The sequence below is a fragment of the Paenibacillus haidiansis genome (assembly GCF_036553665.1).
GTDB classification, from domain to species: Bacteria; Bacillota; Bacilli; order Paenibacillales; family Paenibacillaceae; genus Fontibacillus; species Fontibacillus haidiansis.
In genome coordinates, this window is record NZ_JAZHPZ010000018.1 from 21,630 (window position 1) to 46,164 (window position 24,535).

The 24,535-nt window shown below is 55.9% G+C and carries 16 protein-coding genes and 1 riboswitch; of the genes, 2 read left to right on the plus strand and 14 right to left on the minus strand.

Annotated features, from left to right (window positions below; all coding sequences use genetic code 11):
• Positions 1–151: 151 nt before the first annotated feature.
• The 7 genes from V3851_RS23265 to yabP all read right to left on the minus strand — a co-directional run bounded on the left by V3851_RS23265 (position 152) and on the right by yabP (position 10,772).
• Positions 152–3,886, minus strand: coding sequence for a non-ribosomal peptide synthetase family protein (locus tag V3851_RS23265; protein WP_331848903.1), 3,735 nt, complete (start codon positions 3,884–3,886; stop codon positions 152–154).
• Between the two features lie 27 nt (positions 3,887–3,913).
• Positions 3,914–5,671 (minus strand): methyl-accepting chemotaxis protein, encoded by a 1,758-nt coding sequence (locus V3851_RS23270; RefSeq protein ID WP_331848904.1) that lies wholly within the window; start codon positions 5,669–5,671, stop codon positions 3,914–3,916.
• Between the two features lie 164 nt (positions 5,672–5,835).
• Positions 5,836–5,924: riboswitch (cyclic di-GMP riboswitch) on the minus strand.
• Between the two features lie 162 nt (positions 5,925–6,086).
• Positions 6,087–8,585, minus strand: coding sequence for a stage II sporulation protein E (gene spoIIE / locus V3851_RS23275; RefSeq protein WP_331848905.1), 2,499 nt, complete (start codon positions 8,583–8,585; stop codon positions 6,087–6,089).
• Positions 8,586–8,952: 367 nt separating this feature from the next.
• Positions 8,953–9,429, minus strand: a complete 477-nt coding sequence (locus V3851_RS23280; RefSeq protein ID WP_331848906.1) for a S1 domain-containing RNA-binding protein — start codon at positions 9,427–9,429, stop codon at positions 8,953–8,955.
• A gap of 116 nt (positions 9,430–9,545) precedes the next feature.
• Entirely contained in the window at positions 9,546–9,905 is a 360-nt protein-coding gene (locus tag V3851_RS23285; protein ID WP_331848907.1) for an FtsB family cell division protein, read from the minus strand.
• A 19-nt stretch (positions 9,906–9,924) separates the two neighbouring features.
• Positions 9,925–10,494 (minus strand): spore cortex biosynthesis protein YabQ, encoded by a 570-nt coding sequence (gene yabQ, locus V3851_RS23290; protein WP_331848908.1) that lies wholly within the window; start codon positions 10,492–10,494, stop codon positions 9,925–9,927.
• Positions 10,491–10,772 carry a sporulation protein YabP gene (yabP, locus tag V3851_RS23295; RefSeq protein ID WP_331848909.1) on the minus strand — a complete coding sequence of 94 codons (282 nt, stop codon included), beginning with the start codon at positions 10,770–10,772 and terminating at the stop codon, positions 10,491–10,493. Before yabP ends, yabQ begins: the two co-directional genes overlap by 4 nt.
• A 224-nt stretch (positions 10,773–10,996) precedes the next feature.
• On the opposite strand from yabP, the gene V3851_RS23300 reads away from it, so the two are divergent.
• On the plus strand, positions 10,997–12,382 hold the full coding sequence (locus V3851_RS23300) for an aspartate ammonia-lyase (RefSeq protein WP_331848955.1): 1,386 nt from the start codon (positions 10,997–10,999) through the stop codon (positions 12,380–12,382).
• Between the two features lie 18 nt (positions 12,383–12,400).
• Positions 12,401–13,654 (plus strand): [FeFe] hydrogenase H-cluster maturation GTPase HydF, encoded by a 1,254-nt coding sequence (hydF, locus tag V3851_RS23305; protein WP_331848956.1) that lies wholly within the window; start codon positions 12,401–12,403, stop codon positions 13,652–13,654.
• A gap of 402 nt (positions 13,655–14,056) precedes the next feature.
• Here hydF and hydG read toward each other — a convergent pair whose 3' ends face one another.
• The 7 genes from hydG to hydE all read right to left on the minus strand — a co-directional run bounded on the left by hydG (position 14,057) and on the right by hydE (position 24,233).
• On the minus strand, positions 14,057–15,478 hold the full coding sequence (hydG, locus tag V3851_RS23310; RefSeq protein WP_331848910.1) for a [FeFe] hydrogenase H-cluster radical SAM maturase HydG: 1,422 nt from the start codon (positions 15,476–15,478) through the stop codon (positions 14,057–14,059).
• 71 nt (positions 15,479–15,549) lie between these two features.
• The gene (locus V3851_RS23315) at positions 15,550–17,286 is read right to left on the minus strand and encodes an NADH-dependent [FeFe] hydrogenase, group A6 (RefSeq protein ID WP_331848911.1); all 1,737 of its coding nucleotides are present in this window, start codon (positions 17,284–17,286) and stop codon (positions 15,550–15,552) included.
• Positions 17,287–17,304: 18 nt separating this feature from the next.
• Positions 17,305–19,188: an NADH-quinone oxidoreductase subunit NuoF gene (gene nuoF, locus V3851_RS23320; protein WP_331848912.1), complete on the minus strand. Its 1,884-nt coding sequence runs from the start codon at positions 19,186–19,188 to the stop codon at positions 17,305–17,307.
• Positions 19,189–19,200: 12 nt separating this feature from the next.
• Complete coding sequence (gene nuoE, locus V3851_RS23325; protein ID WP_331848913.1) at positions 19,201–19,710, minus strand: NADH-quinone oxidoreductase subunit NuoE; 510 nt, start codon at positions 19,708–19,710, stop codon at positions 19,201–19,203.
• Positions 19,711–19,797: 87 nt separating this feature from the next.
• The gene (locus V3851_RS23330; protein WP_331848914.1) at positions 19,798–22,089 is read right to left on the minus strand and encodes a thiamine pyrophosphate-dependent enzyme; all 2,292 of its coding nucleotides are present in this window, start codon (positions 22,087–22,089) and stop codon (positions 19,798–19,800) included.
• 27 nt (positions 22,090–22,116) lie between these two features.
• Positions 22,117–23,106, minus strand: a complete 990-nt coding sequence (locus V3851_RS23335) for a 2-oxoacid:acceptor oxidoreductase family protein (protein ID WP_331848915.1) — start codon at positions 23,104–23,106, stop codon at positions 22,117–22,119.
• Between the two features lie 44 nt (positions 23,107–23,150).
• On the minus strand, positions 23,151–24,233 hold the full coding sequence (gene hydE, locus V3851_RS23340) for a [FeFe] hydrogenase H-cluster radical SAM maturase HydE (RefSeq protein WP_331848916.1): 1,083 nt from the start codon (positions 24,231–24,233) through the stop codon (positions 23,151–23,153).
• Positions 24,234–24,535 lie beyond the last annotated feature (302 nt).

A 24,535-nucleotide genomic window follows, 5' to 3' on the forward strand; every position in this document is an offset into this window, starting at 1 on the left:
ATTCTATTTTCTGAAAGACTCTCTTTTCTATCATTTCCAGCAGAGAGAGGATTCAAACCCGACGAAAGAGTCAATAGAAACGGCTTGCCCTATCCCGTACCGGTTGGGAATAAGACAAGCCGCTTTTTGAAGCAGTTTGAGGCTTATTGCTTTACGCTTCTATAGGTTTATCCGGTCTTGGAAAATAGCCGACGGAGACGGCGTGACGCACCAGCCGGGCGATGTATTCCCGGTCCGGGGCGTGGCAGGCGACCGTCGTTCCGGCCAAAAACTCGCTCGTTTGCGGACAGGCAAACTTAAACGGCGAATTTTTGGCTCCGTCACCCTCCAATTGGGCCATAGCCAGCTCCACACCTATGCTGTCTTTCCGCTGGCCGGCGTCAAGCAGCCAGGCTTCATATGCAGGCCAATCCAGCAGCTCGACCCTATAGCCTAGGTCACGGAAACAATCGACCAGTTGCTTATAAGGAAGCTGCACCGGATTGCATATGTGGAACAGACGTCCGGCCGTCTCTTCCTGAAGCGCCAAAGCCACGATCGCTTCACCCGCGTAATTGACCGGCGTCAAATCAACCTGCCAGTCAACGCTTGGGGCTTTGCCGAGCAGGAACATCGCCTTCAGCATTCGATAAAAGGCGTTGTTGTCGATATTCCGCTGGAATTCGCCCGTCTGCGAGTGGCAGGACAAATTGCCGATGCGGTAAATCGTCGCGGCTACGTCTTCCTCCTCGCAGGCTCTGACGACGATACGTTCCGCGGCCAGTTTGCTGTTGGTGTAGACATTATCGGTCGATACCGAATAATCGTAGCCGTTCCGGTCGGTGAATCGCTCCCACTTCCCTTCAAAGGCCAAATCCTCGGGAATGCCCAGCGTCGAGACGTAGTGGAAGCGGACGTTTTTCCCGCGGGCCATGGATAAGAGCCGGTCGGTGCTTTCGACATTGACCCGCTCGAAGTACGCCGGATCGCCGAAGTGTTTTACCTCCGCCCCGCAGTGGATGATGGAATCGATCCGGCTGTCCAGCAAGGTCTGAACGCGTTCGTTCAGCCCTAAATCCGGCTGCTCCAAATCACCCTGCACGGCGAAGACCCGCCCTTCCATCATCGAGGCGATTTCCGGGCCGAAATAGCCGCGCATCACCCGGGTCAGCCGCTGGTAGGCGTCTTCTCCGTGAACGGAGCGAATCAGGCAGTAGATCAGCGCATCCGAGGAACGGAGCAATTCGTACAATAGCATCGAACCGAGATAACCTGTAGCGCCGGTAAGCAGAATATGATTCTGCGGGCTGGCGGTTTTCGGAGACGGGGCTTTACGGCCAAACCTCCGCGGATATTCCGCCAGATCGACCGGCTCCCCGGTCATTCCGGGCGCCGCCTTCTCCCCGGAAACAGCACCTCCAAGCTCCTTCACCCGCTCGGACAGCTTCGCTACGGTAGGATATGTAAAGAAATCGTTAATCTTCAGCATAGGGAACCTGGGCTTCAAGAGTACCAGCGCCTCAATAATTTTCAGCGAATGGCCCCCGATTTCGAAGAAATCGTCGTGAATGCCGATAAAGCTGCGCTTCAGCGCCCTTTCCCAAGCGGCCGCTATTTCCCGTTGCACGTCATTTTCCGGTGCCGCATAATCCTCGGACTCCTCCCCGGCCAATGGGAGCTCATAGAGGGCCAGACGTTTGCGGTCGATTTTCCCGGTCGGCGACACCGGCATGGCTTCCAGGCATATGAAATGGCTCGGAACCATGTAAGCCGGGACCTTCGTCTTCAGAAACGCCGCCAGCTCCGCCTTGCTTGCCGAGGCTCCAGCCTTGGCCGTATAGAAGGCTACCAACTGCTTCTCCCCGGTCGCGTCCGCTTTGGCGATCACGGCAACATCCTTCATATCCTGATGTTTGGCCAAATTCTCCTCGATTTCCCCGATCTCGATCCGGTAACCCCGGATTTTGACCTGAAGATCCTTGCGGCCCACATATTCAATGTTGCCCCCGTTCTGCAAGCGCACGAGATCGCCGGAGCGGTAATACCGCTTGCCCGATCCCGGATTTACCGGGTCCGGGACGAACGCCTCCGCGGTTTTCTCCGGTTGATTCAAATACCCTCTGGCCAGCCCTACGGAGTGAATCAGCAGCTCGCCCGCCACATTGATCGGGCATAGCTGATCCTGCTCATTCACGATCAGTACCTCGTAATTGGCAAGCGGCTTGCCGATGCTGACCGTGGTCCAGTCGTCGGGAATCGGCCCGTCGAGCTTGAAGGTCGTCGTCGCGACCGTCACCTCGGTAGGCCCGTACGCGTTGACAATGACCGGCCGGTGCGGCAGCTTTCTTTGCAGCGCGCGCACCGATTCCCCCGTCAGGGCCTCTCCGCCGATCACAAAGCTGCGAATCCCGCGATATTTGAACCCGTCTTCCGCGCTCAAATAGGCGGACAACTGGTTGAAGAATACCGTCGGCAAAATGCCGATGCGCGTCGCACCGGTTTCCACAATGCTCGAAGTGAACGAATCGACCGAATAGCGCTGCTCATTGTTCAACAGGTGCAGTCTTGCGCCGCAGCACAGCGCGCTGAAAATGTCGTACACCGAGGCGTCGAAGCTGAATGTGGAGTATTGCAGAATCACATCCGTCTCGCTCATTTCGAGCTGATCTACGGTTGCGAGCGACAGATTGACGACGCCGGCATGGGGAATCAGAACTCCCTTCGGTCTGCCGGTCGTCCCCGACGTATAAATGACATAAGCTACATTTTCCGGACCGGTTAAGACACCTACCAGATCGGCCGAGTCGTCCGCAAGGGGCGTGTCGAGGCAAAGCAGGGATACTTCCGTCTCCCCTCCCGCCAGAAGCGATTCCAGCTTCGGCTTGAACACTTCCTTCGTAATTACCGTCCGGGAACGGGTATCCGCGATAATGTAAGAGTTCCTGTCTTCCGGGTGTTCCGGATCAAGCGGCACATAAGCGCCGCCCGCTTTCACGACCCCGAGCATAGCGATCACGGCCTCTAAGCTGCGCTCCATGAAGATGGACACGTACTCTCCTTTGCCGAGCCCCCGCGAAAGCAGGTTCCGGGCTACTTGATTGGAGAGGCGATCCACCTCCGTATAGGTTAGCGTACGGCTCTCGGAAGACAAGGCGATGCGGTCGGGAAAACGCTCCACGGTCCGGCTCAGCATATCGGGAATGCCGGCCGGTAGGGATGGCCAGACCCTCTCCGTATTATTCAATTCGCTGTAAGCCGTGATATCCTCTTCCGTCAACATCGGTATACTTCCGATGGCCCGGTCCCCGTCTTCAAACGCCGCATTTACAATCCGCCCATAGTGGGCGGCGAACTTGAGAACGGTTTGTTCTTTAAACAGGTTTTTGTCATACGAAATTTGAACCCGGATTTCGCCTTCCCGCTCCTTTACGTGCCAGTTCAGGCAGCTCGAAGCGCAGGCGGCTTCCCCGAAGATCGTCCGTACGAGAGGCGAATGGCCGGTAATCCGTTCAATCTCCTTTAGCGGCAGCGCTGCGAAATCGAGGGATTTCCATTTGTCCGAAAGCGATTGATACAATCCGCGAAATGAGGTCTTCGCTTCGCAGTGCATCCGAAGCGGCAGCAAATTCCCGCAGGCATCTATCACGCCTACGATTTGATCGTTCTCGCCGCTCATTCGGTATAAAAAAGTGAAATAACAGGCCATCATCCATAAATTAAAATCGATATCCGAGCTTAATCCCGATTTAAAGGCCTTAGAAATATCCAGCTTGTATTCGGTTTGCGCCATTTCTCCTTTTGCGTCGATTTTGGAATAGTCGGTATAAATGTCGAATCCGGAAAGCGGCGGCTGCAGTTCATTCGTCCAAAAATCCCGGATTATGCGGTCCATTAGTAAGGTACCCACTCGAATTCAGCTCCTTGACTTCTCTCTCTATAATTTCAGACCTTCTACCACTTTCTCTAGTTCCCCTGAGATTTGATTCAGGCTTTCCGCCGAACCCATAACTTTACCCGCAGACGTGCGCTGCTCCAGCGCGCTGGACTTGATATGCTCGGATACGTCCGCATTTCTTTCCGCCAATACGGCGATCTGTTTGATAGTAGCCGTAATCTGTTCGGTTTCCGCCACCATTTCTTCCGTTGAAGCGGAAACCTCCTGAATCTGGCTTGTGATGGAATCGGTGGCCTCCAATATATTGTAGAAAAGCTCGCCCGTTTGTTTGACGATATCGATCCCCGCCTCCACATTCCGCTCCCCCTCGCCGATGGCATTGACGGCGGTCAGCGTTTCGTTCTGGATGTAGTGGACGAGGTCGGCGATTTTCTCGGCGGACTTGCCCGATTCTTCGGCAAGCTTCTTCACCTGATTCGCTACGACCGCAAAACCGCGGCCCTCTTCCCCCGCTCTGGCGGCTTCGATGCTGGCGTTCAGTGACAGAAGATGGGTTTGCGCCGCAATCTGCGTAATGACCTGCACGATTTCCTCGATTTCACCCGAACGCTTCTGTAGCTGCTCGATCGACGCCACCGAATGCTGCACCGATTGGTGAATCGAGTCCATTTGCTTCATGACTTTGCCGATGTTTTCCCCGCCTATCTCGGACTGCGTCTTCATTTGCAAAGAAGCCTCAGACAACAGGGCTGTGCTTCCCGCGATCGTATTGACCCCGGAGTTGATTTCCTCCAGCGAAGTCACGCTTTCCGAAATCGACTTGCTCTGCTGAGACACCTTGTCCGAAATTTCGCCGATATGGGTGGTAATGTTCGCAGAGCTTTGATGATTCTCCTCGGAAGCCGTGAACAAAACGCGAGCCTGCTCGGCCGATTGGGTGGACACCCCTTTTATGGTTGTAATCAGGTCTCTGATGTTCGAAACCGTGACATTGAATTTCTCGTTGACCCGTCCCAGCTCACTTCCGTTCGTCTCCAATTGAACGCTAAAATCGCCCTGGCTCAGCTTCTCCAGCGCGTTCATCAATCCTTTAACGGGAGCGAAAGTCCGTCTCAGCGAGATATATTGAAACGTTAGAATGACCAGTAATATAACAACCAATGCAAGGCTGGTATATTTCAACAAGTCCTGCTGTCCTTTTAAAATAAGGCTGGCATCGAAGTCCATGCCCATGTAGGCGAACACTTTGCCGCTCTCGTCCTGGAACGGATAAAGCACGGTCAACCAGGTACCGTAATCGTCTTTATAAGGTTCCGTGAAGGTAATCTTTTTGGTCTTCAGCATCTCATCAACGCCTTGGATATGTATATCGGGCTGTCCGAGCATGTCCCCCAAATGGAGGTTCTCGCCTTCGAACATGTCCAATACAGCTGTTGGAAACGCTATCATAAGCGTACTCTTGTCGACTACTTCGGCGCCGAAAATATAACCTTGCGCCACATTCGGATGCGTTGCGGATAAATCATCGAAAATTTGCGTCAGCTTTTGTTGAACCGGCGAGTTCCGATCCGTGTTGTTCATCGCTTCGGCGGCTTCGGCCGGAGTCACTTTGTTAATCCACGCTTCCATGACCTTTTGCGAATCCGATTCCAGCTGGTTCGTCAAGACTTCGCCTTGAATATAGTAGCTGGAGGCGATCAGGATCACGCCGGTCATCAGAATGGATAAACTCGTTATAACCATATTCTTCGTAACAGTGCTCCAGCGGCGAAAACCGCCCCATCTTGGCAGCTTCATTTCTTGTCTCCTCTTTCCGTCAGTAATGTTATGATGCCTTGTTGTGAACTGCAAAACCTATTTCACTACTAAGACTCCTTTCTGTGAGAGAATGGTAAGGCATACCCGGTTTGAGGGCAAAAAAAAGATAACCTGTAGAAAAAAACTATAGGTTACCATTTTTTTCAGGCAACTGGCTGACATCTCCCCTGTAGAGGAATTAGTCCCTATAGCTTTGCGTCACTGCCTTTCGGCAGTTTTGCCAAGATTTTATTTAAAATTTTGAGAAATGATGCCATATTTGGTGGATTACCAGGATAGTCAAGGTCCATGTTACTACATACTTGAAAACATTCCCATGAAAATTAACCCAATTTTTTGTCGAATTTGTGACTTTTGTCCTTATCTTTGTCGAAAAATCTCTCCGTCCCCGTACCTAGCTTACGGTCCGCGGACGCTCCAGCCGGGTGATCCCCGGGATATGCAGCGTCGACCATTGGGGTAAAAAATGATCCACTTTGGCGACGGCAACCGTCATGTCGTCCTGAATAACATTCTTTTGATAGCGGATCACGGATTCCAGCAAACTATCGGCGATTTCCTGGGGATCCTCCGACCGGATCTCCTGAATCAGCCGTTTAATCCACAGCTCCTTGTTGACGGCGTACCCCGGAGCATCGTATACACCGTCCGTCATCATGATCAGCGTATCGCCCGGATACAGCTGAACGGTAACCAGGTCGACTTCGATATCCTGAATAATGCCGATCGGCAAATTGCTGGCCGAGACGGGGATCACCTCCTGTCCCCGCTTGATAAAGCTCGGGGAAGAGCCGATCTTCAAAAAGGTCGTCCGGGCCGAATATTCATCGATCAGCGCCATATCGACCGTGGCGTAAATCTCATCCGGCGAGCGAAGCATCAATATCGAATTGACCGACTTGATCGCCAGCGTCTCGTCCATACCCGATTGCAGCAGCTGCTCCAAAATGTTCAGCGCGGTGCTGCTCTCCAATCTGGCCCGTTCTCCGTTGCCCATCCCGTCGCTGATCGCCACCGCATAGGTTCCGTTGCCGAGCTCCATCGCGCTGAAGCTGTCCCCGGACAGCAGATCCCCGCCTTTGGCCGTGCCCGCCACCCCGGTGACCACCTCGTACGTCTTGGCCGATCCGAACGTCACCGTGGCCAGACCGTCGCGCCGGCTAGCCGCCGACTCGGCCACCACGGCGATATGCTCGCCCAAAATATCGGACAAGAGCGGGGCGATGATCTTCCGGCATTCGTCGAAGCCGCGGGTATAGGCATGAACGATCTCGATTTCGACATTGCCGTGGTCCAGATTGACGATATCGATGCTGTGAATGGACAGGCCCATCTTTTCCAGCGCTTCGCGGATTTGTTCCTCCTGTTTGTACAAAGCTTGTCCCTCGCGCTCGATCTCCCTCGCCAGGTCTTCCATCACCTGCGATACGCCGGATAATTGTTCGGCTACGAGCAGCCGGCTGTCGTATATTTGCCTTTTCCAGTGCATATCATGTTGATAAAGATTGTATTCCCGTTTCATGACGGCCAACACTTGATCGGTCTTCACACACATTTTGCTCCATTTGGCGGGCAGGCCCTCCTTGGTCAAATTCGGATTCTCTTCGACGGCCGTCATCATCTCCGTCATAAGTTTATAAGTTTGATAGAATTTCCCGTCCCAGCACATATTGCGCCGGTGGCAGGTTGCGCACGCCCCCTCGGTGACCGCGTCCATAAAATGATCGACTTCCTCGCTCCGCTTGGCGATCTCCCCCGAGCTGGCGATCTGTCCGAAGCTGCGCGACAGTTGCTTGAACACTTGAGAGAATTGCGATACCCGGCCCGCGGTCACCTCCCGCATCCGTTTGGCGTATTCATGCTGGGTTTTCGTATGGTCCTGCGTGCCGGGAATGTATTTCGCAATCGAACCGACGACGCTTTTCGGCGTCAGTAAGAAGAAGAATACCGCGACGCAGCTCTCCCAGGTTGAGGACATCACCTCCGCCGGACCGGTCAGATATAAGGAAAGGATGGAAGAGCCGAGCAGCATGCCGAAGCCGACGGCCCATTTTCGTCCCTCGCGCAGCATCCCGGCCAGCATGCCCGAAAAAGCGAGCAGGCTCATTTGATAAAGTGCCGAGGTGTCGGCCAGGCTGAGGATCAGCCCCGTGACAACCCCGACCGAGGCACCCAGCGTAGCGCCGCCGGCCAAGGCGAACAGCAGAATTAAATATCGCGTGAGCATATGTTCAATCGATAAGCCGGATATCTCCCAACCTACGGATCCGGTCATCACCGACGCCAGCAAAATGACAAGGCAGAGAATTTCCTCCGTGCGCAGCTGGTAGTTCCTTTTCCGGAATGTAAAGATCGGAACCGCTTGAATAAATACGAGCGTCAGCACAAAGCTGAGGATCGCGTCCATCACCGTCATCAAAAAGGCGTACCATGTCAGAGAAGGGCCGATTACCGTCTCGAACAGCAGCGCCAGGAAAGTGCTAGTGAACACCATGAGCGGCGCGTACGACACATCCGCGCGTTCGAACGCTTCCATTCCTTTATGGATTAGAAAGAAAATGAGCAGCTCCGCGGCGATCAAAAGCGCGTGATTCCCGGAGACAAGCATCGCTCCGGCGACCATCGACGCCCCGGCAATCACGGCGATATCCCGTCTTAGAAACATAATGACCGCAAAGAAGGCCGCGGCAAACGGGGACAGCTCGTCCAGGATCACCGCCTTCCCCAGCAGGAAGCTCATCAATAAGAACAAACCGTTCCACTTATTGGCCGCAAAAAACCTGCTAAAGGCCGCTACAATCGGAAGCTGCCTGAACGCATCTCCCCATGATTCCCTTACTTGCTTCTTCGTTCTCTTCATTCCCGGAAATGGGATTACATTCCATTTCTCCATTACCTGGCACCGCCTTTTCCATTTTTGTAAGGTATGTCCCATTATAGGAGGGCGCGGGCGGAAAGTTTGTCAATTACCGGAGCCGAGTCAAAAGAAATTTCCGACAAATTGAGTGCGGCCTTCGAAACAGCGCGAACCCAAGCCTGCCGTACGGATCAGCTTCTTAAGGCGTTCCTATGTTCGTATGTATGGAAGTCGTCCCATTAGACATTTCCTGCCAGTTCGTCCAAAGACAGGCGTGGATTGCGTTGTAACCTGTCGCTTGAGGCAGGGTAGACGACAAAAATAGTAAGCGGGCGGAGAAACGGGGCGAAAAACAAAAAACCGCAGGCAAGAGTGCCTGCGGAAGTTCATATTCAATGTTGTATTACATACGTTTGGCTCCGCGTCCTCCGCGTTTGCCTTCCGTGTTCTTCTTCAGTGACGAAATTCGCTCCTCACTATCTTTAAGGAAGCGGGAGACTTTATCTTCAAAAGAGGCCTTGTTCGGCTGCGGCTTGAAAGGACGTCCTCCCCGATCCCGGTTAAATCCTCCGCCTGGCCGATCTCCGTCTCTACCGCCCGGACGATCGCTGCGCGGTGCGCGTGGCGGTCTGGCTTCTACCGGTTTATCGACGGCTTGCTTAATGGAAAGTCCGATCTTGCCGTCCTTGTCGACGTTGATAACCTTCACGGTCACAACATCGCCGATCTTCAGATGATCGTTGACATCCTTAACATAGTTGTCTGCGATCTCCGAGATATGAACGAGACCCGTGACACCTCCTGACAGATCCACAAATGCTCCGAAATGCGTGATGCCTGTCACTTTTCCTTCTAACTTGGTGCCCACTTCTATTGACATAAAATAAAATGATCCTCCCTTAAAAATATACAGCCAGGCCTTGAAATCATGACTGCGGTGATTTGATTATACAAAATGAGTCAAACAAGGTCAACAGCCGTATATCCCGCATGGGGTCAGTCATTTCCGGATTCTGACTCCGATACGCGGACCGGAATTTCACCCGGTTTGTAAAGTCCGTATTTCTTCATCGCAATCTGACCGATATATTCGGGATCATTCAGTCGGTTGAGTTCATATTTCAACTGGTTTAAAGCCTGATCGTTCTCATCCTTGACGGCTTGGCGTTCGGCCAGCTCATGCTGCTTGTTCCCGATCTCGCCGGATTGGTCGATGTAGGTATAACCCGCCCAGCCGAGGAACAGCACCATGAAGCTCATCCACAGCCGCATCCGTCTGCGCGCTCCGGCGGATTTCACGGCAGGCCCGTTATTATTGGTTGTATTTCGGTTTGTTCTTGCCGCCGTATCGCGCATCGGAGCACCTCCCGTACTTTTATTCTTTGCTAAACCAGCGGTTCCATAATTTGATTACCCATTCCCGAACAGAATGAAGCCTGTCCGGTAAGCACAACTTTTTCCATATAGGTCTTGTGGCCCAGGCCAAAAGTTTCCAAATCGGGGACAGTGTCACCCTCCCCAAAAAAAGCAATATAGCCCAGGCGAATCCGAGCAGCAGCCGTATCCCCTTCAACAGCCACTTGACAGGTGTGACTACGGTCAACCGCCATATCCGAATGGTTATTCTGTAAATCTTTTGAACTACCTTTATTAAATTTACCACAAATTTTTCAATTACAACACTCAGAATCAAAAAATGAATCCAAACGCCTAGAAACAGGCCAAGGAATACGTAAAACCGGAGTTCCCCCTGGTTGACATGGTACAACGTCCGGAATACGAACAGCGCGGCCGCGAGCCAATAGCATAAATCCAGTACATGCACGCTCCAGCGGGGGAAGCGAAGCTGTCCCGATACGACCCGGTAGCTGTCAAAGGCGATCCCCATAGCTCCCCCGCACAGCAGCATCCACAGAAGCGTCGCCCATTGCGTTTCCAAATTCATCGGAACAGCTTGCCGAGCAGCCCTTTACCGTTGGGACGGGAGCCCGGATCCAAATATGATAAAGAGTTGACTTGGCCTTCTATACTGACAAGTCCCTGCTCCAGATTCAGGTTTTTAATATGTAAATTATGCCCGCGGATCGTCAGATGCCCAAGTTCGGTTTGCAGCAAAAACTCCTCGTTGTCAAAGCTATCCACGTTCAGGACGCCCGAGATCTCGAGCAGCTTTCTTTGCATCAAATGCAGCTCCTGACGTTTCCCTTTCCCTTGTTCGACCATGGCATGTACCCCTCCTTCTTACCAATAGCTTATGGGCGGTTCCTTTCCTTTAGAACATAAGCCTGTGCCGGAAATGAAAATAACGGGCCGCCGTGATCAATTTTACAGTAGAGGAAATCGCATTCTTTTACGATGGAGGAAAGTCATACCAATTGTACGATAGGGGCGAATCCTTGATGAAGAAAGGAACCGCAACAACCGCCGCCCGGGCGGAAGGCTGCCGGATGGAAGCCGATTTGCTGGGAGAAAAGGCAGTTCCGCAAAATGCTTATTACGGCATTCATACCGCGCGCGCCTTGGATAATTTCCCCGTGTCCGGAAGGCCCTCGAGTCCCCGTCTGTTCCGCGCCATCGTCCTCGTCAAAAAAGCGGCCGCCGTCACCTGCGGCAAATTGTCCCTCATCCCCGGTCCCGTCTCCCGCTCTATTGTCCTTGCTTGCGATGAAATCCTGGACGGCGCTTTGCAGGATCAGTTCGTGGTTGACGCGCTGCAAGGCGGCGCAGGCACGTCGACGAATATGAATGTAAACGAAGTGATCGCCAACCGGGCGATCGAGCTTATGGGCGGGCAAAAAGGTGATTACTCCCTTGTCCATCCTCTGAATCATGTGAATTGCTGCCAGTCGACCAACGACGTCTACCCGACGGCGCTGAGAATCGCCGCGATTTCGTTGCTGAGGCAGCTCAGTGAAGCGTACGCCTCCTTGCAGGAGGCGCTGCAGGCCAAGGAGCAGGAATTCGCAGATTGCCTCAAGCTCGGCCGGACGCAGCTCATGGATGCGCTGCCGATGATGGCCGGCCAGGAATTCGGCGCTTACGCCAAGGCGGTGGCGCGCGACCGCTGGCGGCTGTACAAGGCCGAGGAGCGGCTGCGGGAGATTAATCTCGGCGGCACCGCGATCGGCAGCGGTCTCGGAGCCCCGCGGGCCTATATATATCAGGTGACGGAAGTGCTGCAGGATCTGACCGGCCTCGGCCTATGCCGCAGCGAATACCCGATCGACCCGACGCAAAATATGGATGTTTTCGTCGAGGTCTCCGGGCTGCTCAAGGCTGCGGCGGTCACGCTGCTCAAGATCGCGAACGATCTGCGGCTGCTCGCCTCCGGCCCGGCCGGAGGGCTTGGCGAATACCGCTTGCCGCCTGTGCAAGCCGGCTCGTCGATCATGCCGGGGAAGGTCAACCCCGTCATGGCCGAGATGGCCGGCGTTACCGCCATGCGGGTCATCGCCAACGATGCCGCGATTAGCTGGGCCGCGGCGGGCGGCCAGCTTGAATTAAACGCGTTCTCGCCGCTGATCGCCGAATCGTTGCTCGAATCGCTCGAAATTCTGACCCGTGCCGTGCAATTGTTCGAGCAGCGCTGCGTACGTGGCATCGCGCTGGACCGGGAGCGCTGCGAAGCCCACTTGCGGCAGTCCACCGTGATGGCTACGGCGCTAGTGCATCATCTCGGCTACGAGCTTGCCTCCGTGATCGCCAAGGCCGCCCAGGAAAGCGGACGATCCGTGGAAGACATCGTCCTGGAGCGCGGCCTCCTGACTGCCGAACAGGTGGGGGAAATCCTGAGTCCGCTGCAAGTCACCAAGCCGGGCATACCCGGCAAATAGGGGGAGTCGTGCATGAGCTTGAATCCGAACGCCACACCGCGCGGGGAACGTATTCATATCGCCATCTTCGGCCGGAGCAATGTAGGGAAATCGAGCGTGATCAATGTCTTGACCGGACAAGAAATTGCCGTCGTGTCCCCGGTGAAGGGAACGACGACCGATCCGGTTTATAAAGCGATGGAACTGCTGCCGCTGGGCCCGGTCGTTCTGATCGACACCGCCGGGCTGGACGACGAGGGCATGCTCGGCGAGCTGCGCAAGCAGAAAACGCGCGAGATCGTGAGCCGCACCGATCTCGCCCTGTTGGTCGCCGATGCCGCGACCGGAGCGGACGATTTCTTCCTCGAGCTGCTCGCCGAGCTCCGGGCCAAGGGCATTCCCGTCATCGCCGTTATCAACAAGAGCGATACGGTTCCGAACACAGGGGAGATCGCTGCGGGCATGGGTGAGAAGCTCGGCGTCAAATGCGTTGCGTTCAGCGCGATGGAGGGATCGGGCGTGAACGATCTGAAGCAGGCCATCATCGCTGCTCTTCCGCATGACGAGGAACGGTTCCGCATCGTCGGCGATCTGATTTCGCCCGGCGATTTCGTCGTGCTGGTGGTGCCGATCGACAAGGCCGCGCCCAAAGGCAGGCTGATTCTGCCGCAGCAGCAGACGATCCGCGACATTCTGGAGAGCGACGCCATCGCGATCGTGACCAAGGAGCATGAATTGAAGGCGACCCTGGATCGGCTTGGCCGGAAGCCGCGGCTTGTCATCACGGACTCGCAGGTCTTCCTCAAGGTGGCCGCCGATACCCCGAAGGAGGTTCCGCTTACCTCGTTCTCGATCCTGTTTGCCCGCCACAAGGGGGATTTGAACGAGCTCGTCAAAGGCGCGCGCGCCATCGAAAACTTACAGGACGGGGACAGTGTACTGATCGCCGAAGCGTGCACGCACCACCAGCAATCGGACGATATCGGGACCGTGAAAATTCCGCGCTGGCTTAGACAAGTCACGGGCAAGCAGCTCCACATCGATCATGCCTCCGGCTACAGCTACCCGCCGGACTTGAACAGCTACGCACTGGTCGTCCATTGCGGCGCCTGCATGCTGAACCGCCGGGCGATGCAGCACCGCATCGGCGAAACGCTGGGCGCCGGCGTGCCGATCGTCAATTACGGCGTGCTGATCGCCTACGTGCACGGCATCTTCCCGCGGGCGATCGAATTGTTCCCTTCGGCCGTCATGGCCTGGGAGGAATCGGCGCCAACGCCCGGGTGCCGGTGATTTATCCCAAGTAGTGCCAGCATGTGGCATGTGGCACTGAAGCAAGAACAGCTCACCCACCAGCACAGCATATAGCAGATGGCAGCTTGGCAGCCGTTCCGCGCTCCATGTTGCATCAATTGCAACATTTCTACCGCCGTCCGGCTCCAACGCCGACGAAAGCTGCATTTTTTACAACAATTTGCCCGGATTCATCCGAATTTTCCCGGGCTCCCGGCGAATTGTTGTATTTTCTGCATCATGAACTCAGCCGGCCCGCGCATTGGCACCAAAATATTGCACTATCTACAACTTATGTTGTCCGCATAACATAAAAATGGCGGTACGAGGCATTAAACACCTTGTACCGCCGCCATTATTTTACGCAGCTTTCAGTAGCACCCGTTCCGCCGGTCAGGAGGATTAGAACCGCAAATCCCGTTCCCCCGCCTCCACCCGCGCCAGCCGGTCCAGCGTCGCCTTCCGGGCGGCAGCCTTGGGAATCCGGTCCAGGTTTTGTTCGATCACGGATTTGCCGATTTCCCGGGCCTCCTCGTCGCCGTAGTCGAGCAAATACTCCTGCAAGGTGAGCAGCGAATTCGGATGGCATACATTATGGATTTGACCGGATTTGGCCAGGCGCATGAAGCGGTCGCCCGTCCGCCCCTCCCGGTAGCAGGCCGTACAATAGCTTGGCACATAGCCGTCCCGGCAGAGCGTCTTGATCATCTCCAGCGGGGAACGGTGATCCCCCACCTCAAATTGCGGCGTTTCCCCGGTCGGCTCGCCTTCATACGAGCTAATATATGCGCCGACCCCCGTGCGCGAGCCCGTGCTGATTTGCGAGATGCCGAGCTTAATCACCTCATCACGGAACCCTTCGTCCTCGCGGGTGGACAGAATCATTCCGGCGTAGGGGACGGCCAGCCGAATGACGGCCACGATTTTTTTGAAATCCCGGTCGCTTACGAGATACGGAAAGCGGTGCAAATCCACCCCTTCGGCGGCCCGGAGTCGCGGCACGGACACCGTATGGGGCCCGCACCCGAACGTCTCCTCCAGATGCTCCGCATGCAGCAGCATGGCTACCGTCTCGTATTTAGGTTCGTACAGTCCGTATAGCACGCCGACGCCCACGTCGTCGATGCCGGCCCGCATCGCCCGATCCATCGCGGTGGTATGCCAGTCGTAATCCCGCTTGGGTCCCTGCCCGTGAAGTTCTCGGTAGGTAGGCCGGTGGTAAGTTTCCTGGAACAGGATGTACGTCCCGATCCCCACCTCCGCCAGCTTACGGTAATTTCCCTCGGTCGTCGCGGCGATATTGACGTTAATCCGCCGGATGCTGCCGTTATCGACCTTGACCGAATAGATCGTCTCCATGCATTCAAGAATATAATCGATGGAACAGTTTACGGGGTCCTCTCCGGCCTCCAGCGCCAGCCGCTTGTGTCCCAGCTTCTGAAGCACCTCCACCTCACGGATGAGCTCATCCCGGTTTAAGCGGCGGCGGAGCAGATCGCTGTTGGAATGCTTGTATCCGCAATACTCGCAGTTGTTTACGCAATAGTTGCTGACGTATAAAGGGGCGAACAGCACGATGCGGTTTCCGTAAATTCGCTCCTTCACCTCACGGGCCGTATGATAGATTTCCTCCAAAATCGCCTCGTCCTCTACATTCAGCAAAATGGCCGCTTCCCATGGACTTAGCCCTTTGGACATTCTCGCCTTCTCCAGCACCTCCCTGACCCGGGCTTGATCCCTCGCCCCCACCGCTCCATGGGCAAGGCAGGCTTCAATCTCTTCCTCCCGAATAAAATCGGCAACCTCCTGTCGCACAATGCTCATCCGAATACCCCCTGCTGAGTTGATGGCTTTTCCCCACTTATCAAAATAGTCTAAGAAGCGTGAGGCTCCCGTTAATAACGGGAGCGCACTTTGTAATGAGTATGCAAATACGTATGGCTCTTGGAACTGCTCGGGCGATCCAAAAATTCCTCATAGGCCCGCTTGATATACGGATTGCGATGCGATTTGCGGACAGCGGACGCCTCGTCCTCGCCATAGATTCCTTTGGCCCGCTCCGCCTTCACATTGATCCGGTCCCGCAGCGCTGCCGGGACATGCGGCTGGCCGCCGCCGCAGATGCAGCCGCCGGGGCAGGCCATGACCTCGATAAATTCGTATTTGCGTTCCCCTTTGCGAATCATGTTCATCAGCTTCCTGGCATTGCCCAAGCCGTGGACGACGGCGGTGCGGATCGTTTTCCCGTTCGGCAGCTCGACGGTTGTCTCCTTGATTCCTTCCAAGCCGCGTACCGCAATGTAGTCGACCGTGTCCAGTTCTTCTCCGGCAACCAGTTCAAATACTGTCCGAAGAGCAGCCTCGGCCACTCCGCCCGTCGTGCCGAAAATAACCCCGGCCCCCGACGCTTCCCCAAACGGATTGTCGAAATCTTCACCGCGCAAATGGACAAAATCGATCCCGGCCTCCTTGATCATCCAGGCGAGTTCCCGGGTCGTCAGCACATAATCTATATCCTTAAGTCCGTCGTGTCCCAGCTCTTCCCGCTGGCCTTCAAATTTCTTCGCGGTGCACGGCATCACCGAAACGACGACGATCCGCCGCGGATCGATATCCATCATCTGAGCGAAATAGCTCTTGATAAGCGCTCCTTCCATTTCATGCGGCGATTTGCAGCTCGACAAATTGTCCAGCATCTCCGGGAAGAAATGCTCGACGAATTTCACCCAGCCCGGACAGCAGGAAGTCATCAGCGGGAGATTGTCGCCTGTTTCCAGCCGATGCAGCAGCTCCGTGCCTTCCTCCATAATGGTCAGATCGGCGCCAAAATCGGTGTCGAACACTTTGTCGAAACCGATCCGGCGCAGCGCCGCCACCATCTTACCCGTGACCCGCGTGCCGACCGGCATGCCGAATTCTTCGCCCAAGGCGACGCGCACCGCCGGAGCGGTCTGCACGACGACAAATTTGTTGGGATCGGCGATCGCCTGCCAGACATCGTTCATATTTTCCCGTTCCTGCAGCGCCCCGACCGGACAAGCCATAATACATTGACCGCAGTTCACGCAAACGCTTTCGCCAATCGGTTTACCCATGGCCGGGCCGATCGTCGTGTCGAAGCCGCGGTTCATAAAGCCGATCGCCCCGACAGACTGAATGTTGCTGCAAGCCGCAACGCAGCGCCCGCATAGGATGCACTTGGAGGTGTCCCTGAGCATCGAAGGCGAAGAGAAATCGACCAGGCTGTGCGATTTCTCGCCGATATAGCGGACTTGGCGCACGCCGGTCTGCTTGGCGACATCCTGCAATTCGCAGGTGCCGCTGCGTGAGCAGGAAGGACATTCCTGATTATGATCGGATAAGATCAGTTCCACCGTTGTTTTGCGCGCGTCCCGCACCCGCTGCGTATTTGTTCGGATCTGCATGCCTTCCTCGGCCGCCAGCGTACAGGATGCGATTAAGCGGGGCCCGGATTCCACCAGGCAGACGCGGCAGCTGGACGAATGATTAACGCCCTGCATATGACAAAGAGTGGGGATATACACGCCCAAATCGCGGGCGGCCTGGAGAACCGTCGTTCCCCGGGGCACTTCCGTTTCGATATTGTCGATCCACAATTTTACGGTATCCATGTCGATCTCCTCACACCTTTAGCTTTTATAGATGGCGGCGAACTTGCAACTGTCCATACAAATCCCGCATTTGATGCACAGATCCGGGTTGATATAGTAAGGCTCCTTGATCTTGCCCGTAATCGCGTTCGCCGGACACTTCCGGGCGCAGAGGCCACAGCCTCTGCATTTCTCGGCCTCGATGATAAACGAGACAAGAGAGCGGCATACGCCGGACGGGCATTTCTTGTCGACGACATGGGCTACATACTCATCGCGGAAATATTTCAATGTGGACAGCACCGGATTCGGCGCCGTCTGCCCCAGACCGCAAAGGGAAGCCGCTTTGATCTGCTCGGACAGTTCCTCCAGCTTATCCAGGTCCTCCATCGTCCCTTTGCCTTCCGTAATCTTATCGAGAATCTCCAACAGCCGTTTGGTGCCGACCCGGCAAGGCACGCACTTTCCGCACGATTCGTCCCGGGTAAAATCGAGATAATAACGGGCCACGTCGACCATACAGGTTTCCTCGTCCATGACCAGCATGCCGCCCGAGCCCATCATCGAGCCCAGACTGAGCAAGGTGTCGTAATCGATTTGGCGGTCCAGATGCTCGGTCGTGAGACAGCCGCCGGAAGGTCCGCCGGTCTGCACCGCCTTGAACGCCTTGCCGCCCGGAATCCCCCCGCCGATCTCATAAATTACCTCGCGCAGCGTAATCCCCATCGGCACCTCGACCAGCCCGGTATTCACCACTTTGCCGCCGAGCGCGAATACTTTGGTGCCCTTGCTCTTGTCCGTTCCGATTCCGGCATACCAGGCCGGTCCGTTGAGCAGGATCTGCGGGATATTGGCGAGCGTCTCCACGTTATTGATGATGGTCGGCTTCTCCCAAAGCCCGCTCACCGCCGGGAACGGCGGCTTCGGATTCGGCATTCCCCGTCTGCCCTCCACTGAATTCATGAGCGCGGTTTCTTCCCCGCATACGAATGCGCCGGCCCCAAGACGCACATCGACATCAAAAGAGAAATCCGTACCGAACAGCTTGTTCCCGAGCAGGCCGTATTCCCGCGCCTGACGGATAGCGAGCTGTATGCGCTTTACCGCGATCGGATACTCGGCCCGGACATAGATAAATCCCTGGTTCGCGCCGATGGCATAACCGGCGATCGCCATCCCTTCCAGCACCGCGTGCGGATCCCCTTCCAGAATGGAGCGGTCCATGAACGCGCCCGGGTCGCCCTCGTCGGCGTTGCAGATAATATATTTCTGCGGGTTCCGCTGTCTTGCGGCGGTCTCCCACTTCACCCCGGTCGGGAACCCCCCGCCTCCCCGGCCCCGAAGCCCGGACTCTTTCACCTGGCGGACGACATCGTCCGGTTTGAACATGGTCAGCACCTTATGCAGCCCTTTGTACCCGCCCATCGCGATATATTCTTCGATCTCTTCCGGATCGATCAGCCCGCAGTTCCGCAGCGCAATCCGCATCTGTTTGCGGAAGAAGTCGACCTCCTGCAGCGGCTTGATCGCGCCGTCCTCGATCGACGCCTCGTACACGAGTCGCTCGACGATCTGGCCTTTCAGCAAATGATCTTCAACGATTTCAGCCACATCTTCCAAGGTTACGCGGCTGTAAAAGACCTCCTCCGGGTAAATGATCACCACAGGCCCCAATTCGCAAAGTCCAAAACAGCCGGTACGCACGATATCGATCTGCTCTTCGATCCCCTGGCTCGCGACCTCCTGACGGAACGCGTCGACGATCAGCATGGAATCGGACGAGGCGCAGCCCGTGCCGCCGCAGATCATCACGGACCGCTGGGCGACGCCGACGTTGTCCTCCTCCACTTTGCCGAGCTGCCGCCGTACGAGCCGCTGCAGGGCAACCGTACGGATCCCTTCCAAATCAACCAACGTTTTCATGTCTTTTCCCCCTTAATGCGTATGGGCGGGCGTACGCATCGATTTCAGGATTTTCGGAATTTCGTTCGGCGTCAATCGGCCGTAGACTTTCTCCCCGATCGTCATGACCGGGGCGAGCCCGCAAGCCCCGAGGCAGCGCGTGGCATCGAGCGTGAATTTCCCGTCCGCGGTCGTGCCCTGCACCGGAACGTCAAGCTCCTGGGACAGCCGGTCCAGAACGGCCTGCGCCCCTTTGATATAACAAGCGGTCCCCATGCACACGCGGATGACATATTCCCCCTTCGGCTCCAACGAGAAGAATGAATAGAATGTCGCCACGCCGTAAATTTCCGCCATCGGCAGCTCCAGTTCCTCGGAGACGATCCGGAGCGCTTCCTCCGGCAAATAGCCGAAGATGTCCTGAACTTCATGCAGCACGGGGATCAGCGGACCCTGAAGCATCCGGAACCGGGAAATGACCTCCCGGACCTGGTCCAGCCGTTCCTGGTTCACTCCGCCTTGACCGCAGCAAGTATCCTCCATGATGAACTCTCTCCCTTCAAAGTTCCTTAAGCAATGACTATCGCAAAAAAGCGCCTGCCCGCCGGGCCGATATTCGGCCCCCCGCCGCTAGAGCAGCGGGGAGTCGTGCATCAGCTTGAGCCGTTCCCAGCGCCGGTCGGTCTCCGCTTCAAAGGCGGTAAGCAGTTCTTCGTCGGCCAGCATGTGCTTGGTCTTGCCCATCATCTCCAGCCAGTTCTTCACGGGAATCCGCGCGTTCTTCGCCTCCGGATTGTACGTGATCGTCGTAACGCCATGCTCGATCTCGTACAGCGGGAAGAAGCAGGAGTCCACCGCGGCCTTAAGAATCGTGCCGCCAAGATGATCCTCAGAGCGCCAGTTCAGCGGACAGGTGCTCAGCACCTTCCCGTAAACCAGGCCCTCGTGCTGCGCGTACCAGTGCGCCTTGGCCGCCTTCATGATCAAGTCCTGCGGCATGGACTCCACAGCGGTGAATACGTAAGGGATGTTCGTGGCCGCCATAATTTGCGGCGTATCCTTATGATGGAACGCCTTGCCCTTCTGCTTCTTTCCGACGCCTGACGTACTCGTCTGGTGGCCGATCGGCGTCGAGTAGGAGAGCTGGGAACCGGTATTCATATAGCCCTCGTTGTCGTACTCCAGAATGATCATGCGGTGATTACGCAGCGCCGCGCCGATGGACGGGCCCATCCCGATATCCATCCCGCCGTCGCCCGTCACCATGATGAAGGTCAAATCGTCGGATACTTCGATCTCGCCGCGCCGTTTCCGCTCCAGGAACGCTTCGACCATCCCCGATACCGTCGCCGCCCCGTTCTGGAACAGATTGTGCACAAAAGTCTGCTTGTGCGAGGTATAAGGATAGCTGGCGGTAGTGACATAAGCGCAGCCGGTTTGGATCAAGGTGACGACATCGCCTTCGATCCCTTTATAGAACAGCTCCAGGGCGGAGAGGGCGCCGCAGCCCGGACAGGCGCCGTGTCCTGGAGCGAGCCGCTTCGGCTTGGCCGTCAGGCTGCGCAGCGGCGGCAGCTTCACTTTGACCTTGCCGGTCGCCTCGTCCTGAGTCACCTGAATCAACCCGCTCTTGTAGGCATCGCCGTAACGCGGGGTCAGCACCGGCTGCAGACGGTTCTCTTCCTCGCCGGGATTATGGCCGTAATAGTCAAACGGTACCTCGGCATGGCCTTTCTCCGCGGCCTCCAAAGCCAAGCGGAAGAAAGCTTCCGCATCGTCCGGATAGAAGTCCTTGCCGCCTAGCCCGTACACGCGGGAAAGGACAATCGTGGCGTTGTCGGGATCCAGCTTCAGGGCGGAGCGCACTTCATGCGTCATATTGGCTCCTTGCCCGCCGTACGAATCGGCCCGTTCTCCCACAAGCAGCGCCTTGACATTCTTGAGCGCCGCCCGCAGTTCCTCGGCCGGGAAAGGACGGATGACATTCGGCCGGACCAACCCGGCCTTGATCCCTTGAGCCCGCAGCTTATCTACCGTATCCTTCGCCGATTCGGCCGCGGAATTCAGCAGGAACAACGCTACCTCGGCGTCATCCATACAATACAAATCCAGCGTCTCATAACCGCGGCCGGACAATTGCCCGTATTCGGCGGCGATCTTCTTGTAGACCTCCGCCGCCCGGTCCATCGCACCGGACAGCTGATAATGGTTATTGAGCAGATCGTCGCCGTTCATATGCGCCCCGATCGTTACCGGGTGGGCCGGATCGACGACATTATCGAATCCGGCGGGAGGCTGTTCCCCGACAAAAGCCCGCACGCTCCGGCCGTCCTGGAAGTAATGGAGCTTCCGCTTTTGGTGGGATGTGAAAAAGCCGTCGTAAGCGACGATGACCGGCAGCCGCACATCGGCATGCTCGGACAGCTTCAGCGCGATAATGTTCATGTCGTATACCGCCTGCGGCGTGCTGGCCGTCAAAATGACCCAGCCCGTGTTCAGCGCGTAATACAAGTCGGAGTGATCTCCGCGGATATCCAGCGGTCCGCTGATGGCGCGCGTCACGAGGTTCAGCACCATCGGGAAGCGGGTGCCCGACTGCACCGGGAGCTGCTCCAGCATATACATGAATCCGTTGGCGCTCGTCGCGTTGACGACCCGGGCTCCGCTCAGCGCCGCCCCGTAGCAGATGCCCGCCGATCCGTGCTCGCCGTCCGCGGCGATCAGTTGGATATCATGCAGTCCTTGCGCTTTTTTCTGATCGAGAATTTGAGCGATTTCCGTCGAAGGGGTGATGGGGAAATAACCCATGATATGATAATTGATCTGCAGGGCCGCCATCGCCGCTGCTTCGTTGCCGGATTCGAACGCAACCGTCTGTTCCGGCGTCGTTAATGCTGTCACTGATTCTTCCATGATCGACATAGGAAAAGTCCTCCTTACGCTTTAGCTTTAATTAAAAACATGCGCTACACGATGGCTGTCGGCGTATCCGGCCTCTTCCCGGAGCGGAGCCAGCGACCCGGTCGGGCACACTTCCACACATTTCAGGCAGCCTTTGCAATACTGATAATCGATGCCTTGCAGAAACATCTGCATTCTGCCGCGCTTATCCTCCCCGGCTTCCCAGACGAAGCAAAGATCGGGGCAGGTGGCATCGCAATTGGCGCAGTGAATGCAGGATCCCAGATTCAATTCCGGCAAATAGCCCTGGCGCGAGCCGCTTAAATCTTTGAGCAGGCTGTTGCCCTGGGCCGAAATGATTCCCCCCGACTCCTGCGTCTCATAGCCGAGCAGCGGCTGTTGTCGGAGGTAAGGGACGGCGGTTAATTCGGTGGGCGGTTCGATCGTCTCGAACCGCACTTCATCGTAACCGCGGTCAAAGGTACGCAAGTTCGGCTCAACAAGCTGCGGGTATTTCTTTTCGAACGTCCGTTTGATAACCGCCCGCATCGAGTCGCGGTCCAGAAAATCACAAATGCGGAACAAGGCCCCCAGCATCGACGTATTGACCCGGGTACGCTCCTCCAAAGCGATGCCGAGCGCGTCGACTACGGCCAGCGTACCGTAAGGGAACTGCAGGTCCTTGCGAATTTCTTCAAAGCTGCGGATCGAGTTCACCAACACGACCCCGCCGGGCTTCAGCCCGCTTAACACCGGCACGGTGGTATGCAGGGCTTCATGGAATACGCCGATCACATCCGGCTGTTCCACCGGGCTATGGTCGCGGATGTCGAGCTCCGGATCGCAAAATCGGACAAAGCTCTTGACCGGCGAGCCTTTCTTCTCCGACCCGTAGGACGAAAAACCCGCGCCGTTTAAGCCCAATCCCAGCACGCCGGCCTCTGCCAGCATCTTCCCGGCCAGGTTCGCGCCCAGCCCGCCGATCGATTCCAACCGGATTTCGAATCCCGGTTGGCTACTTTTGTTCCATATGCTCATTCGCCATTTCTCCTCTGTATTTGATTTGTGTTTTATTTCACAATCTACTGCGTAGAAGTAGAATGAAAAGCCGTCAGCGGCTTCATCCGGAGTGATTTCAGGCTATCCCCCCTCCCCATATCCACGGAGAAGCCGGCAGAATTGATCCGCAGCTCCAAGCAATGCCTGCAAGCCGCCGACTCGTCGCCGGTACATATCTTGTTGTTATACAGGGCGTATTTTTTTCGGACTGCTAGAGGTGACAAGTTCGGCATCACGACGTTGGCCCCTACCTTCAGAGCCTTCTCCCGCCCGCTCGCATCAAGCGATCCCAAGGCGGTCGTGGCGGGGATGAGCGCGTCCGGCACCATCAGGCGCGCCAGCGCGACCATCGCGAGTGTATCGTCAATCGTACCGGCCTCAGCCCCGCCCAAAGGCGTGCGGGAATGCGGAATAAACGGGCCAATACCGATCATGTCCGGGTGTAAATCCTGCAAATAGAGCAAATCGTCCGCCAAATCCTCCAAGGTCTGCCCCGGCAGACCGACCATAAATCCGGCGCCGATTTGATAGCCGATGCTTTGGAGTACGGAGAGGCATTTGCGCCGGTTGTCAAAAGACATCGTAGGATGTAGAGATTGGTAGAGATTTCGGGAAGCGGTTTCATGACGCAGTAAAAACCGGTCTGCCCCCGCGTCGAACAAGCTCCGATAGGTCCGCTCGTCCCGTTCGCCAATCGATAGCGTTATAGCCGCGTCGGGGAATTCCGCCTTGATATCCCGGACGAGCCGAACGAGAATCTCCTCGGTATACCAGGCGTCTTCCCCGCTTTGAAGCACAAATGTCCGATAGCCGAGATCGTAGCCCTCGCGGCAGCAATCCAGAATTTCAGCAGGCTTCAGCCGGTATCTCTCCGCCGCCTTGTTGCCGGCGCGAAGCCCGCAATACAGGCAATCCTGTTTGCAGAAGCTGGAGAACTCGATCAAACCGCGCATATAAACTTTATCGCCGTACTTCTCGCTCCGTTTCCGATGCGCCAGACGATACAGCTCTTGACGCGTTTCGCCATCAAGGCGGCCCAGCAGATAAACGATTTCATCCCTGGACAACTTGCCGCGGCAGAAGAGCTTGTGAATTAACTGTTTCATCAGCGATCATCCTTTTGGACAAGGAGTTTACCGATAAACCGATTAAATGAAAATCAATACCTAAAGTGATGCATTTACAGAATTAATTGTGAAATATTTCACTAGTGTTGTTAAAAAAAGAGCTTGTGGCTTCAATCCTGCGTCGGAAAAATGATGTTGCTGCAATAGCGATCGCTTCAAATAGTGGTTGTGGTAAGAACTTGTGGTAAGAACAGAGGTGTGTTCTCGGGAGTAAAGGTGAAAAATCAGACTTCAAGCGGGAAAGTTCTTGCTGCATCATAAAGAAAGTACAAGTGTGTGCG

What these genes read in the sequence shown, in the direction of transcription:
- spoIIE (WP_331848905.1), bottom strand. Translation starts at nt 8,585, where the DNA reads ATGGAGAAATGGAATGTAATCCCATTTCCGGGAATGAAGAGAACGAAG.
- V3851_RS23330 (WP_331848914.1), bottom strand. Translation starts at nt 22,089, where the DNA reads ATGTCGATCATGGAAGAATCAGTGACAGCATTAACGACGCCGGAACAG.
- V3851_RS23315 (WP_331848911.1), bottom strand. Translation starts at nt 17,286, where the DNA reads ATGGATACCGTAAAATTGTGGATCGACAATATCGAAACGGAAGTGCCC.
- yabQ (WP_331848908.1), bottom strand. Translation starts at nt 10,494, where the DNA reads ATGAATTTGGAAACGCAATGGGCGACGCTTCTGTGGATGCTGCTGTGC.
- hydG (WP_331848910.1), bottom strand. Translation starts at nt 15,478, where the DNA reads ATGAGCATTGTGCGACAGGAGGTTGCCGATTTTATTCGGGAGGAAGAG.
- yabP (WP_331848909.1), bottom strand. Translation starts at nt 10,772, where the DNA reads ATGGTCGAACAAGGGAAAGGGAAACGTCAGGAGCTGCATTTGATGCAA.
- V3851_RS23285 (WP_331848907.1), bottom strand. Translation starts at nt 9,905, where the DNA reads ATGCGCGATACGGCGGCAAGAACAAACCGAAATACAACCAATAATAAC.
- V3851_RS23270 (WP_331848904.1), bottom strand. Translation starts at nt 5,671, where the DNA reads ATGAAGCTGCCAAGATGGGGCGGTTTTCGCCGCTGGAGCACTGTTACG.
- V3851_RS23300 (WP_331848955.1), top strand. Translation starts at nt 10,997, where the DNA reads ATGGAAGCCGATTTGCTGGGAGAAAAGGCAGTTCCGCAAAATGCTTAT.
- nuoE (WP_331848913.1), bottom strand. Translation starts at nt 19,710, where the DNA reads ATGGAGGATACTTGCTGCGGTCAAGGCGGAGTGAACCAGGAACGGCTG.
- nuoF (WP_331848912.1), bottom strand. Translation starts at nt 19,188, where the DNA reads ATGAAAACGTTGGTTGATTTGGAAGGGATCCGTACGGTTGCCCTGCAG.
- hydE (WP_331848916.1), bottom strand. Translation starts at nt 24,233, where the DNA reads ATGAAACAGTTAATTCACAAGCTCTTCTGCCGCGGCAAGTTGTCCAGG.
- V3851_RS23335 (WP_331848915.1), bottom strand. Translation starts at nt 23,106, where the DNA reads ATGAGCATATGGAACAAAAGTAGCCAACCGGGATTCGAAATCCGGTTG.
- V3851_RS23280 (WP_331848906.1), bottom strand. Translation starts at nt 9,429, where the DNA reads ATGTCAATAGAAGTGGGCACCAAGTTAGAAGGAAAAGTGACAGGCATC.